This window comes from Prodigiosinella confusarubida (genome assembly GCF_002847015.1).
In the GTDB taxonomy this organism is placed as follows: Bacteria; Pseudomonadota; Gammaproteobacteria; order Enterobacterales; family Enterobacteriaceae; genus Prodigiosinella; species Prodigiosinella aquatilis.
In genome coordinates this window covers 2,266,964-2,282,019 of sequence record NZ_CP025085.1, presented here as the reverse complement: position 1 = coordinate 2,282,019, position 15,056 = coordinate 2,266,964, and the positions used below count along the sequence as shown (strand labels likewise).

Below are 15,056 nucleotides of genomic sequence, written 5' to 3'. Positions count from 1 at the left end.
AAAGCCACCACGCTCACTCGTCCTATTTATCCGTATTTACCGCTGGGGAGTGGGTCTGCATGTCGCTATTTTAATTCTTACATCTTTGCAATTAATTCAATACGGACTACCATGAAAACCAAAAGTAATATCATGGTGCAATTAACATGACAGCGATGATTAAATCCCAGTTGAAAGACTTTCTTTCTCAGCATATTCACGATGTTGACATTCAGGATGACGACAACATTTTTACCCAAGGCTGGGTTAACTCCATATTTGCTTTGCAATTGGTCAATTTTGTCGAAAAAAATTTCGCTATTACCGTGCAAAATCAGGAGCTGGATATAGAAAATTTCAACACGATAAACCATCTGTTTCGCTATATTAGTCATAAGCTGGCTTAAGCAGTTGCATATTCTCGAAGACTTTGCATGGTCGCCCCGGCTGGCCATTTTCCCCTTGAACACCAGGTTGGCCACCGATGCCCCCGGGCAATCCTCCTTTTCCACCTGAACCACCTTTTCCCGCCCGGCCCGGCTTTTGTCGTGATGACAGCACAGTAAAACAGCTATTTTCAGCATAGCGCCAGCAGGTAATGTAGATATTGCGGCCATCGCCAACATTACCGCCGTTGCCGCCATTCCCCCCGTTTCCTCCGACCGCGCCCAACCCCACCGTACCGGCAGGGCAAAACCGGGATCGTGCACCACCGCTTCCTCCATCACCACCATCACCGCCGTCGCCGCCTTCAGCACCGTCACTACCGTTTCCTCCATAGTTGCTTAATGCCACTCTGGCGTGGAGATAACCAACCTTCAGTACCATATAAAAGGCATCTTCACCGCGTGAGCCGTTGCCGCCATGTTTGCCAGGAAAACCGGGGGAACCCTGGCCGCCCATCGACGCCGGCATGGCACAGCACATATTGCCATCCTGAGCCGGTTGCCCAGGCTGGCCATCCTGTCCGTGGGCCCCTGCCTCTCCCGGCTTTGCTGGCTTCCCGTCTTCCCCCAGGCTCTGGATCACCACCGGCTCTACATTGGCCAAATCTGCCTCAGTGACAACATTGCTAATCTCGCCTGCAAACTGGATCAATTCACGCACGTAAATCGACGTGTCGGCTAAACAGTTAATCACCGCCCCTGACTCAAGAAACAGTTGATCGAAAAACAGCACAACGGGTTCACCGTCATACTGAGCTTTGGTGATCAGTGGGTGGCCTTTGCGCACGATTAGCTGTTGCCCAGAAAAAATGGCCAAGTGACAGGGATAATGCACCAGATCGATAATTTGCTGGTAGCTGGCAACATGCTGGCTATTACCAAATATAAAGGCCGAATGCGCCTGGCAAATAGCATGTTTTTGCGCCGTAGTTAACGCTGTGGTCGCAGCAAAGTTGTTACAGCCTGAGTCCCATGGAAGCGGGGTTACCACATGATCCACCAGCCTCTCCTGCTGATAGATATCATCACTAATGCCACCAAGAGACTTTTGCAATGCTACATTTTCCACCAGAAAGTAAGTCGCCTTAATCCAGCTGGGGAAACGGACATCCCTGGACAACCAGGTTACATCGTCATTTTCACCAGTATCCACTCTGGCGGTTGGAAAAGCGGCTGACGACCAGCGCAACACCCCGAAATAGTGTCGGCAAAAATCATCAAAGCTGGGTAAGCCCGGGAAATGATCCAGTAAATTAGCGTCTCTCGTCTTCAACATCATGATTTGTCTATTCCTGTGGTAGCCATTTACTGATGGAAGGCTGTCTCCGATTGTCAGGTCCGGAGATAACCTCAAAGTTCAGTGTATAAACAACGCATTGAGTATCTACCACCAGACGCGCACCGTTAACACCGGTGGTACGGCTGATAAAGCTGCCGTCTGGTTGATAAATATCCAGCAAGTAATCGGTAACCGATGCTCCGTCACCGACGTACAACAAGAGATAAATGCAGCCGTTCGGGGCAACCGCAATATCCTGGTATGTCGCTCCGCTGGTTGCCTGCAAAGGTAAATAAGCAGAATCATTGAATATGGGGGCGGGATTAAGGTAGCGATCGAAGGCCTGAACCCGTTTACTGCCATTCTCCAACACCAGAATAAACCCGGCGGGGGTGACGGCCGTCGCTACCGGGCCACTTAATAATCCAGGCTGTGTCCCTGGCCCGCTGAGAACTTGTGCCTGGGGCGCCTCTTGCTCGCTGACGGGTTGTTCTGCCAGAAGCACCCGCTCCAGTTTGGCGTTAGCCCAGCTAACCGCTATCGCAAAACCATCAGGATGAAGCGAGAACCCTGTCAGATTGCTTTCCTCAAATTGCGCAACCGCCAGATGTGTATTCAGATCAAAATTGCCAGCTTGCGAGAGATCGACCTGACGTAAATAGCTGCCGTTGCGTGGATCCAGATAAAAACTGCTCGGCCCAGAAATAGAGGGGGAATCTGCATAAACTAACGCTGGTCTTTGCACAAACCCGCAGTTGACCATTTTCAAACCGGCCTGCGCTTGGGCAACACCGATATTCTGGATGTAATAAGGATTACTCAACACGCCTCCGCTATTGCAATCCTTAACCCCTTGCTCCGTGGTGCGCCAGGTATAGCCAAGGCTGGATTGTGCCTGCTGCAACGTGATATCAATCAATTGCGACAACGGGGAATTGGCCGTTAAATTGGCTAGGGTTGCCGTGGGTGCGGCCCCATTTTGCCAGCTAAATTCACCCTCACTACAGACTAGTTTGCATTTGTGATCATAGCGAGTTGCCGTACTGATGCCAGCTTGCGTATCAAGGATCGGCAAAGACCACGCTGCCTGCCTTGCTGCGGTGTTCAGTTGTCCGCTAATGATGCCGGTGGATACTGGATTCCCCGTGCTATCGTTTACCTTCACCAGGCCGCTAATCTGGCTTTTATTGATGACGCTACCGAAGGTCAACGTTACCGGTCTGGCCAGATCGGTAACAGGAATATCAGCCTGCCGTTGCTGGCTATAACCGCCGCAATAGACCACCTCGGCGTTCATCTTGTCGGCCTGTAGCAACCACTGACCATATTCAGCATCAGGTTGAATAGTCACCAGTAAATCCACCAGCGTGCTGGGTGAAAGTGAAAGGGAAAACTGCGGAGGTAAGGCCAACAGACGGCTGGTGGTGGCAATGGCATAGCCCCCGCCAGGATTATGAAGATCGTCCAGCAGGGATAATAGCGTCTGAGCTGGCCAGCCCAAATAGGCAGCGGAATTCTCCACCGTCGTATCGCCAAACTTTTTATTAATCTCTTCTCTCAGCGCAGCCAACGGATCCCCCAGGAACAGCTCGCTGGTATTGTCCGATAGCCACTGCAATACACGGGTAACCGAAGGGAAATCCGTCGTTGAAAGCAACCCCTGACCGGCATTTAGCACGTCAGCCAGAATTGATTGATTACTCAACAATTGTTGAAACCAGCTTGGTAAGTCCACTCCACCGGTCTTGGCCCGGCTTAACATCAATGGCACAGCGTAATCATAAATAAACGAAGCGAATACGCCGGCGCTATCCTGGATATTTTGCCAGCTGCCGTTGCCAATGCCACCAAAGGAGAGCCGGATGGTATCCGCATTGGCGGGCAATACGACGTTAAACGTTTGCGCGGCTGGCGAAACCTCAATCCCAGCGACTGCGGTATTGGGCAACAGTAAGCCGAGGTATTTAATGGTTGTCGTTTCAAAAGCCGAAGTGACGCCGGCAGGTAATCGGGACTGCCAGCCTGCGGGCACCACACTGCTCCCGCCGCTAAGAAATTCGATATATACACCCAGGTGCCTGGCAATCTGGTTGGTTAATGAAAGCGAAAATGCGTTGCCGTTACCGTTGAATTTTATACTCGGGAACATCACACCGCCCTGGGGGGTTAATGTTGTGAGCTCCCAGTCGGGAATCGATGACGGCCCAGGCGTTGGGCCAGGTAAACGGCCTTGTTGCACTGTCCATACCCAGTTTTTCAGATCGGGTGAATCCATCGCCTGATTCAGGATCGGTTGCATAAACGCCGGGATGGCCGCGCAGGTTTGCGGCGAGAGATCCAGGCGGTAAAGAGACGGTTGCGCTGCCAGCTCTCGGGTGTAGGCCCAGCCGCTGGTATTGGCGGGCGCTCCTTGTTGCTCAATCAGTTGTAGAAAAGATTGCAGTCCAGCACTGTTCTTGATAATGCCGGAGATGACGGTTTGGATATTGGGAGCCAGCATCAACAACTCGGGAAAAGATGATGCAACGGCGCCAGGTACTTGAGACGGAGGTAAAACGGTCATGATGCACTCCTCAAGTGAGAACCAGAAAAGATTGGCTGGCAGATACCAGCCAATCGAGTCTTCCAGCGTTACGCGGTAGGTTTACCTGGAGTTGACGGGATCCAGGTGCTGATACCGGGTTCCGTTCGTTGGTTTGGCCCAAGGAACAGGTCATAGTTCAGCGTAAACAGGGTACGCCATTGGTCCACTGTCAATCGCGCCGCATTGACCCCTTGCTGCGGTTCTGTTAACAGAACCGATCCATCCGGGTTGTAGATATCCAGCATAAAGACCGGTGTACTGTTACCTACTTCCATCAATACGTACACATAACCTTTGTTTTCAACAGCCAGATCCAGATAACGGACATTCTGTTTCCCCATATCGCGCAGCGGCATCAAGGCCACCAACTGTGTTACCTGTAAGTCTCCATTGAGCGGTTTAACGACCTGGAAATTCATGGCGTTCATGGTGTCGTTAATTTCCCAACGTAATCCTCGCGCATTAATGGTGACGCTCAAACTGAAAGCCCGGAATACATAAAGATGATCGATGTCAAGATCGTCAGGCATCACACGGACATCAAACTCCGCCCCGGAATCGGTATCGGTAACCAGCCATAGTTTGTCTGTTTCCGTCACGACGACCGTGAAGTTTGGTTGCGAATCTGCACCGGACGAATAGCCGTTATTGACGAAATCCTCGCTTAATGCGCTGTCAACCTGGCCATTATTCAATGCACCGACAGAGCTCATCTCACCGGAAAAACAAGGCGCACGGGCCGGAATAACATTGCGCTGGAACAGCTGCACCATATCGGTTTGCGGGGTATTGTCATCCAACTGTGGAATAAAGCTGGTGCTCATGGGCCAGGTGGTCTGGCCAACGGTAAAGCAAGGTACGGCGTTACCCTTGATGTCAAAAGCCTGGATACGTTTATTGCCCTCTTCCAACACCAGAATGCGCCCAGTGGAGGTGATGGTTAACGCAACCGGCTGGTGCAGCAAGCCTTCACGCAAGCCTTCTCCAGAAAGCGGCATCGCCACTGGTGCCAGATCGTTGTCCACCGCCTCCCCTGGCAGACGCAGCGTCAACAGCTTGTGATTATCATAATCGGCACCCACCACATAACCTTCCGGGTGTACCGCCAGCCCCTTGATGGTGACATCCTGGAATGATCCCCAGCTTTTGGTTTGGTCGTAGTTGAAAGTGGTTTGCCCCGGTGCGAACTGGACACCACGCAAATAATAGAGCGGGTTTGTCTGGGTGTAGGTTCTCGAGTCCAGATAGAAATTATCCAATTTCGGCACCGGATAAGAGAACACGCTGATAATGCTGGCCCATTCACCATCGATCACCACGCGTTCAGTAGCCAACTCATATACCGGAGTTTGGCCACTGACGCCTATCGTCCAATCCTGATTCGCCGTTACAACGGTGACCGTAGCCCCTTCCGGCAACGGCAGACTAAAACCGGCAAACTCTTTGCTGACCCCGGCAGGCACCGGCCCGCCCTGGTTAAGTTCGGCGGAATAGGTTTGGTAGTCCAACTCAAACAGCGAGGTGAGCCCGAACTGGTCATAAGCAATAAAGGTGGGCGAAGAGAAGCCTCGACTAGGCTCAATGATTGCATCCTGCGGGCTGGCCAAGGTAGAAATGCTCTGGAAGGTGTACATCTGGCCATTGCTGACCGTATTGTCGTAATCCAGAGGCATATTTTGACCCGAAGCGCGCCAGGCATAACCCAATTGATACTCTTTGTTGTTGATGGTGATATTCATGCGGTCACACATACGATGCCCGTCTGAGCCGCAATCATTCGGCACGGCCGGTAGGCCTGGGGCCGGATGGGTGGTATTTTGCACCGCCAGTTCATACAGCGTTTGCCCGTCTCCGCTGTAAATCTGCTTCTTGACCACGCTGTAAGCGATCCCTGCCCCTTGATCATTCAGTGTCCAGGCGCTACCGGCGGTAATAATAGTGATTTGGCTGGATGCCGATAGATCATTACCGTTGGCGGCAAACGCGTCGCGAATGGCTTGATCCGGGTTGCCGCCCTTATCAAAGTCGGGGATCAGTGCCGCATCGGCAGTGAACTGGGTAACTTCCCAGTAGTGCTTACGGGCATCGGTATAGGCCAACGCCTGTTTCTGGCTGTAGGCGGTGTCGGCTGTCAATGGCACCAGATTCTCCACGATCGCCCCGGTTACCGACTGTTTGGCATTGACATCCGGATCGGCGTTGATCCAGCCACTGTTATAGACCCCCGCCAACCAGTCATTGTTAGAGTAAATACTGGCCACCACCTCAATCTTGCCGCCAGCAGGAATGCCCGCAAACGTCACCTGAATGGGCTGATCGTGCTTACCGGGCATCGGGCCGGCCTTGGTATAAGTTGTACCACCATCCTGCCCGTTACCTTTCGGGTATTTCACCTGGATCACATAATGGTCACTCACCATTGGCCAAATCGGTGCCTGCTGTTCAGTACCGTGCTGTGGGTCTGGCTTAACGGTCACGGTCAGATCCATCGTGTGCAGGACTTGCAGATCATAGGTTGCCGGTGACAGTACGCACTCCACCGTCGTGGCGGTTATTGCCGCCAGATCGGCCGCGATGCTGGCCACCTTCAGCGCCCAACCCGCGATCGGGATTTGCCCAAGCGCTTCTTCCGTGGTGATCTCAGCAACGGTTTCCGCAATGATAACAGCGATAGCTTCTTTATAGACCTGCTCCACGATTTTTTGGGCCACCACGCCAAAAATAATGCCGCTGGCGATGTTAGACAGTTTCGCCAGAATATATTTGCCCATATTGGTTTTATACTCTAATCCTCCCAGGATCGCCGCTACCGAGCCACCAAAGCCGCAGATGATATAAAAGGCGATTTTAGCATCCCCTTTCAGGCCACTAATAAACGGATTAACCACATAGACGGTGAGCAGCATGCTTAACACCGAAATCCCGTAGTTAACGACCCCGGTTCCCAATACGCCAATGATATCAACGTCGGAATCCCAGTCTTTAAAACCGTTAGCTGCCCCCAGGCCACCCAGCAGGACGCGGGCAGAACTGGCTTCTTCTGGCCACAGGAACTCAACATCGGTCTTGCCGGTCAATGGAGGAACCGGCACACCAAATACGGCATTGCCCGAACTGAGCCAGTCAAGATAGTTTTTGGTCGGGCTGGCTTCAAAGGCGGCTTGCAAAAACTCCGGCAGCCCATCCTGCCAACCAGAAATATCCACCCGTTTAATCGGCGTACCGTCCTGTTTTAAAAACTCCACATAACAACTCAGGTAGCGGCTTGGCCAGTTCTTGACCGGGAATGTTAACTTTCTGCTCGCTGCGTCGTAGCTCATGTCCTGATCGTATAAATACAGGCCATAGCTGGAGGTGGTGTTCTTGATACCGAACCCTTTGGCGCTGTCGGTCTGTTCAACCGCCGCAAACGACAGTGGCTTATCCTGTGCGGAGGCCGTTGCCTGACCGACCGCTTTGGCAACCAGAGTCTGGTTGGGCGGCACGTCGGTATGGGATTTTTCAGTCACGCCGTTCTGGCTGGTCCACAGTTGGCCGTTCAGGGTATCGTCTTGTTTGGTCAGCAGCAGGACTTTCTGCACCGCTGGCGTAGCGGCACCGATGACCCCGCTATCACTCGTGGTCCCTGTATCATCAGTCAGTTCATAATTCGGAATGCCGGGTGTACCGGTATCCGGGTTCACCGGCCAGTCAGTTTTACCACCATCCTTATATTTCAGATCCATATTGGCCGGAATCGGCTCCCACTGCTGCGTGTCTGGATTGGTCCACATAATCCAGCCTTTCTTATACCAACAGCTATCCGAGCCAGGAGGGTTTTGTTCGATATAAGTAATCAGCTCCTGAAAGTCTTGGGTATTATTTACATAATTATCAAATATATATTTACTGACAGCCGGGTTTACCGAGCCCAGCTCCGGGTGCTGTAAAATAATCGCCCGCGCGGTTTCATAAGGGGGCTTGATGGTGCTGGCACTACTAAGCAGTTCCTCATGATCGGCTCGACTCACCGCCGCCAGGTTCATACCGTAATAGCTGAAAAGTGGGTGCTGGTGTAGCGCGGTCTTTTTCGCTTTGGGATGCAGCGAGCTCTTATGGGCCTTTTTGGGGATATGGATAAACGCCATGGCAATTTCCGGCAATGGATGATCGTCCAGAGACTCATAAACAATCCGCCGTAAAGATGCCTGGTGCTTTGGCATTGGTACATCTTCAATAAAATGGGTGATCAGGTGTTGATGACTTTTAGGGATCATCGCCAAAGCTTTGTTAAGTTTCCTGTGCTCTTCAAACTTTTGAGGATGATCTGCATAGGACTTCACTTCATGGTTCTTGCCATCTCCGCCGATGATGGTGAATTTTTTACCCTGCGGACAATGGCTCAAATCAAAATGCAGTAACGTACTTTCATTGACTCTCATAGCGGTATCCTTTGTTGATAACTCGGGGGTGACACAGGCCGTGCTTTAACAGACAACAGCAAATATCGGGCAACGGGAAACGTTGCCCAACGGAGAGATCATTCAAGGGTTACAGGACTGGACGGCGGTTTTTGCGGGCAATAATAGGTACCGTCGGCAGAAGGTACGCAGAAAGGCGCTTTTGGCATTTCCTGAGCCCTCATCCAGGTAATAAACGGGGTTCCGGCCGCATTATTTACATCGGTGCGGGCACTGTTTGGGCAAACCGTTGAAGCCTGTAACATATTTTTGCCAAGCACCGTGACATCGCACCGTAGGTTCTCATACTCCTGTTGCCCTTGGGCAGAGAGCCGGACGACGCGCATCATCTGCCCATACACGTTCAGATTGCCGGTGGTGGTGTCGGAGATCAGTGTAAACTTGATGTAATTAATCACCGCGTTAAACGGGTTATCGGCATCATTGTCCAGCAACCAGCCGCCGCTGGTATTGATGCTAAACAGTGCGCGTGAGCTGAGCGGCAGAGAATTGACATTAAACACCGAGAGCAAGTTAGGTATTGCGGTTCTTGCCGTCAGCGCCAGCTCGCACATTTTATTGAGCCCGCGCCATAGGTTGTAAGAGATATCGACATCGGTAACCAGCCAGTCGGTGGCTTCCTGACAGGCGGCGACCTGAGAGCTACTGCTCAACGTAACATGACCGTTTTGTTTAAACGCGGCGATAACGTCAGGCGTGACGGTGCCGGTTTTTAATTGAGATTCAAGGTATAGCGGAATAAAAAACTGCGGTGCTGCCGTGTCACTGGTACCTAATGCCACCCCAAGAGCGGGCTGATACTGTTCGGAATCGCAACTGTGGAAGACGACATAGTTGGTTTTACCGTCAGTAATGGTCCAATAAGGGCCGTATTGTTGGATGGTAACCAGTGCGTTGTCGCTGATAGTAATGCCCTGTTGCCTGAAACCGGCCTGAAGCTGCTTGCTAATTTTCCCCTGTTGGATGTAAGGCAGGATCTCGGTTGCCAATTCAACGCTGTTAACCGCCGCTTGTATTTCACCTAACAATCCCGTCGAGCACAACGTATCAAACAGCCAAACGCCCCAGGTCACGCTGGCATTGGCAGGATTGGCCACCGACACCGCCGCATCAGTAAAAATGGCATCGGCAAGTTTGCTGTCTGAAAAATTTGCGCCCTGTAAGTTAGCTCGGGTCAGGCTGACTGCTCCGCCAGTGGCCGCTACCGTCAATTCAGCCCCTTGAAACTGGGCCCCGGTCAAGGTGGCATAGTCAAAGTTGACGCCGTAAAGCTGCGCCTGCTTCAGGTTGATACCGCCCATATTGGCATTATCAAATTGCGCCCCCTCCAGAATGGCGTTGCCATCCAGTTTGGCACTGCCATAAATCTGCGCGCCGGGAGCCCTGACATTAAACAGATTGGCAGAGGTCAAAATGACATCTTTCATAAAGGCATTCGCCAGAATGGCGGCAACGACGGTTTGATAAACGGCCAGACTGACCCCCGAGTCTGATCCTTCTTTTCGTACAGTGTAGTTTTCGCTGTTGGTCTGCACCGTCCACACGCGATCGGTGGCATACGGCGATGAGGTAATTACAATGTTCCCCGTAAGCGGGTAGCCGTTTTGGGTGAAGATACTTTGGACGGTTGCGACATCGTCGTTGATCAGGGCGGTTTCAAACGTACTCACGTTAGTGCTCCCGGTAACCCGGAAGCGCAAGCTGATTGAGCCCATCCGTGCGCCGGTCATATCGGCACCGGTCATGGTTGCATTGCTAAAGTTGGTGCCCACCATAGAAACATTGCCGGTAACGGACGTGCCACTCAGGTTGCAGTACGACATTTCGGCATAGTCGAGGATCGTTTTATCCATCCGGCAGCCGGTCAAATCAGCATGGTTAAATACCATGCCGGTAAAATTGCAGTTTCTCAGGTCGTTATAACGCAGTTGGCAAAGGGTAAAACAGGTTTTGTTGTCGAACGTCATTTCCGTTAGATCGATACTGCCGCCAAAACCGCCTCCAGTGCTGGGGTTGCTCATCTTAACCCCGGTCAGATTGGTACCGGTAAAGTTGGGTTTGGTCAGGCTAGCATCTGTCATATCGACATTGCTCATGTTGGCACCGGTAAAGTTCACCTCTAGCAATTGTGCCGAATTGAGCTTGGTGCCAGTAAAATCGGCATTGGTCAGTATTGCGCTCGTCAAATCGGTGGCAAAACCGGACATATTGGCATTGGTGACGATGGCGTTGGTAAAGTTGCTGGAGGTCATTGGCACGCCGGACAAATTCGCACCGGACAAATTAGCCTGAGTAAAATTGACCTGGATAAGTTCGGTGGCGCTGCTGAGATCTTCTCCTGCCAGATAAACCCAGGTCAGATCCGGCTGTGGTGATGAGAATCCGAAATTCAGAAATTGCTCCATGCCGACGGTGACAATATTCTGCACCAAGAGCGCTGAATCCGGAGCCGTCCCCGTTTTGGCCAATCTCACCAAACTGGTGCCGCTCACATTCCACCAAAACTGGTCAGGCCCTTTTCCGTCAATGCCCAGATCGACAATATTGCAGTTTTGCCCTTCTTTTATCACCAATGCAAAATTGCTAATTGCATCATCTCTATTCCAATTTGCTTTATATGCACTACCGTCATAGGAAACATACTTCCCATTTGGCGCCTGTAAAATAAACTGTTCTTCCGTACCATAGGCATTCCATTTTTGCGCGCCACCTTCGGTTGTACCCGACATGGTGAGCTGCTGGGAAGTGCTATCCAACGTCAGATAATGGTTGTTTTGCTGAAATGACCACTTGCCGATAAAGTTCATTGTCTATTCCACCAGTTATTTCACCAACATTGCTATTACAGGTGGTCTACTATCAGACAATGACTTATTTCACCTGCGTGTTTGGTCGATAAATAAAAAACGGGCTGTATTCCGCTATTAAATGCAAATTAATACCCGATGAACTTTCAGCGCAGGCAATATTCTGCAATTTGAAAGATAGCGGATATACACCGTCAGTCATGCCGGTGAAAATAAATAACGGCACACAGCCAGACATCTAATAAGGCAATTAACTGACGGTTAGCATAAATTGAAAGTCAGTTGTTTCTGCCGGCGAACAGGAGAAAGAACCGCTGTCACCGCCGTTGCCAGCGTTGCCTGTTTTACCCAAGGCTCCCTGCCCACCATCTGGCGCATAGGTTTTTTCGTCACCGTTCATCCCCCCCATGCCACCGGCTCCCCCGATGCCAATCTGCCCCGCATTGCCAGGAGATCCCCCTTGGTTGCTGGAACTACTGATGGGATTAGCGATTTTGTTGCTATAAGTCGCATCAATATTTCCACCGCGACCCCCATTGCCTCCGTTGCCCGCATCGCCGCCGGCCCCGCCATTACCACCGATGCCTCCGGTCGTATTGCCGTACTCTTTAAGGCAAACTTCGGGTTGGGAGCCCCCTCTACCGCCAGCAGAACCTTTGCCGCCAGTTCCTCCGTCGGCACCATTACCCCCGTTGCCGCCATCCGTCTGGATACTCAATGTGCCGCTGAATTGAACACATTTGAGTGTCAATGAAGGTGGTGGTTGTCCTGGTCCCCCACTACCCGCGGGCGGGGCCGGATAACCAGTGTTGCCGGCACTGCCGTTGCTAGCCGATAGAGTGCAAGTTTTCGGCTTGTGGTCTCCGCCACCTTGCTGACCGTCCTTGCCATCGCCAGAAGGGCCAAGCGGTTCAGCATCTTTTCCGTTCCCTTGATTGATGCCAGCGTTGCCGGAAGTACCATTCAATATGATGTTGTAAAAAGTCATAGGTTATCCTCAACTACTGGCAATAGCTTTACCGTTAACATACACCTGACCATTAGCGCCGTTGGTGGACGGAGCGCCTGATGGTCCGGTCTCGCCGGTACCCCCAGTGGTAATTCCCTTGCCCCCCGGACCGCCCGGTCCACCGGTGCCGCTGGTACCACCGGAACCTGCGGTCACGGTTGCGGTAATTGATGGAGGAGGAACGCCTGGATCGTTTTGGTAGGTGATGTAAATGTCGTTGGCATTGCCGCCACTCCCACCAACACCCCCGGTTCCCCCGGTGCCCCCTGGGCCACCTTTACCTTGTTTTCCTGCACCACAGTGGCTGGAACCGCTGCCGCCCTCGCCGCCATCTTGCCCTGGCCCACCTTGCCCGCCCTGGCTGGCATTGCCGCCATTTCCGCCTTGCGTGACGAATGTGTAGGTTCCGGTCATATTGGTATTGGTCCATTTGATAATATTGGCACTGCCGCCATTACCGCCGTTGCTGCCAGTTACCCCGGTCAAACCGATGATGCCATCGGTGCCGTTGGTCGCCTCGGTTCCACAACTTTTACCGTCGTCCGACCCCGCGTTACCGGATGCAGCGACAGAGGGGTTTACCGAGCCTTGCGATGGCGGCTGCGTGGTATTATTCGCACCGTCTTTGCCGATATTGCTTACACCTGCCATGGGGTATTCTCCTCAATTATTAATTTGGGTTATAGTGACCAGGGTGTTATTCAAAAATCATGCTTTGGACGGTCCAGGAAGCATCCACCTCATAGCTGATTGACCCGCCTTGCTCTACGGTAACCGTACCGAATTTCGCAACGGCCTTGCTGCCATCAACAATCAATACATGCCCCGATTTTACGGTTAGATTTTCCGCTGCATAAGTCGCCAACGTCATCGGGAAGAAGTGCTGGTGAATAATATCCTTATAGCTCGCGACCTTAGCTGAATCACCATAAATATAGGTCTTAAAGGCCTTTACAATATTTTCATTTTCTTCAACGGAAAGCTTGTCTGGGGCATGTCCATTTTTACTTTTCTTCCATGCAGGCAGGTCTTCATGTAAGTGTACTTGCATCACACCTTTTGCATAATCGTCATCCGAGTTTCCTGCTAATGCTTTCAGCTCATCTAGCGTATGGATTGCTATTTTGTTTGCCGGAATAAGCGAGCCTACACCAGGTCTATCACTCAAGTAGTTTTTGGGGCCAGTAGTCACAACATTGGCAATGACCTTTGTCTGGGAAATGCCATGCTTTTCCAGGCTGTCCAAAAAACGCTGTTTCAATTCTGGGGTTAGTTTATTCTTCACTGACATGTGTTTATCTCCACTTAGGGTTTTAACGATAACATCACCATTTAAGCCAACAGCACGCTATGAAACCTTCATGTATTCAGGCCACGGCATCCTTGCCGATGGCTTATTTGATATCGCCCAGCTCTGGTGTATTGACTTTGATGAATGCAGGGAAGACCGATAGTTGTTCTAGATTATGTTCAAACAACGTATATCCATTGTTTTCATGTAACACTTTGAATCCATTGAATTTATAAGTGATATACATCAGACGATTGTACGGATTGGCAACAAACTCGGCGCGCAAGCTGACGCCAGCTTTTTTCGCCATCTTCATGATAATGCCCAGCAGAACATTACCAATCCCCCGACTGACCACTCGGCAGGACATCAGAAACAGATTGAGCTGCCAGAAATCACGGTTTTTCTCAAGCAACGCAAGGCCGATTGTTCCGTAGCTGCCAAAATCGTCAGACAGCGTCGCCAACAGCAACAGGTGGTTGTCAGACTTGCAGAATGCCTGTAATTGCGACTGGCTATAGGTATAACCCGTGGTATTGAGCTGATGCGTGCGCTGTGTTAATTCCTCTGCGCGGATCAAATCCTGCGCGGTAGCATAAGTGACCGTAACGGACATATTCAGCGACGCTAAAAATGCTTCGTTCGGGCCATCAAATCTCTCCTCTGCTAACGTTCGACGCTGCTCAGATTGATAGTAATGGCGACGCAGCGCACTTTCCGTCGTAATGCATTCGGGATTAACACAGGGTAGCTGTAATAACGTTGGCAATGATTGACTATTAATCAGCAAGACCTCAGGCAACCCATAGCCAACTTCCCGCAACTCAAATTCCTGATCGTCAATAAAAGCAAAGGCATCAAGATTAATGTTGATAGCAAGAGCAATTTTCTGGATGGATTCCGATTTAGGCTGCCAGGAAATTTGGGGGTAAAGGAAATAATCCCAAAGACCCAACGCTTGCAACCGATGCTGTACGCTGTCGTAATCATTTTTACTGGCTATCGATTGCAGAATGCCCCGGCTATCCAACTGCCTGATAATGTTCCTCACGTCATCAGTCACGTGCAGATAGTCGCCCTCCAATAGCGTGCCTTGCCACAAGGTATTATCAAGATCCCACACCACACATTTTACCCGTCTGTTGTTTTCCCTTTGGGGCAAACTGGCCGGTAAACATGTCGCAGTAGCAGATGGAAAGGT

General features: G+C 51.3%; 9 protein-coding genes. 1 reads left to right on the top strand and 8 read right to left on the bottom strand.

The window, feature by feature from the left end; all coding sequences use genetic code 11:
- Positions 1-146 precede the first annotated feature (146 nt).
- A complete protein-coding gene (locus tag CWC46_RS10575) occupies positions 147-386 on the top strand; it encodes an acyl carrier protein (protein ID WP_021016615.1) in 240 nt (79 codons plus the stop codon).
- Here CWC46_RS10575 and CWC46_RS10570 read toward each other — a convergent pair.
- From CWC46_RS10570 to CWC46_RS10530, 8 genes are all read right to left on the bottom strand, one after another.
- Positions 367-1,704 (bottom strand): collagen-like triple helix repeat-containing protein, encoded by a 1,338-nt coding sequence (locus CWC46_RS10570; protein ID WP_021016616.1) that lies wholly within the window; start codon positions 1,702-1,704, stop codon positions 367-369. The two genes, CWC46_RS10575 and CWC46_RS10570, sit on opposite strands and share 20 nt — an antisense overlap.
- A gap of 7 nt (positions 1,705-1,711) precedes the next feature.
- Positions 1,712-4,267 (bottom strand): NHL repeat-containing protein, encoded by a 2,556-nt coding sequence (locus tag CWC46_RS10565; RefSeq protein ID WP_021016617.1) that lies wholly within the window; start codon positions 4,265-4,267, stop codon positions 1,712-1,714.
- Between the two features lie 68 nt (positions 4,268-4,335).
- Positions 4,336-8,709: an NHL repeat-containing protein gene (locus tag CWC46_RS10560; protein WP_021016618.1), complete on the bottom strand. Its 4,374-nt coding sequence runs from the start codon at positions 8,707-8,709 to the stop codon at positions 4,336-4,338.
- A 98-nt stretch (positions 8,710-8,807) separates the two neighbouring features.
- Positions 8,808-11,555: a pentapeptide repeat-containing protein gene (locus CWC46_RS10555; protein WP_021016619.1), complete on the bottom strand. Its 2,748-nt coding sequence runs from the start codon at positions 11,553-11,555 to the stop codon at positions 8,808-8,810.
- 250 nt (positions 11,556-11,805) lie between these two features.
- On the bottom strand, positions 11,806-12,543 hold the full coding sequence (locus tag CWC46_RS23520) for a hypothetical protein (protein WP_021016620.1): 738 nt from the start codon (positions 12,541-12,543) through the stop codon (positions 11,806-11,808).
- A gap of 9 nt (positions 12,544-12,552) precedes the next feature.
- Positions 12,553-13,215, bottom strand: coding sequence for a hypothetical protein (locus tag CWC46_RS22840; protein ID WP_021016621.1), 663 nt, complete (start codon positions 13,213-13,215; stop codon positions 12,553-12,555).
- Positions 13,216-13,261: 46 nt separating this feature from the next.
- Entirely contained in the window at positions 13,262-13,855 is a 594-nt protein-coding gene (locus CWC46_RS10535) for a hypothetical protein (protein ID WP_021016622.1), read from the bottom strand.
- 103 nt (positions 13,856-13,958) lie between these two features.
- Positions 13,959-14,981 (bottom strand): HAD-IIIC family phosphatase, encoded by a 1,023-nt coding sequence (locus CWC46_RS10530; protein WP_201797195.1) that lies wholly within the window; start codon positions 14,979-14,981, stop codon positions 13,959-13,961.
- Positions 14,982-15,056: the final 75 nt, after the last annotated feature.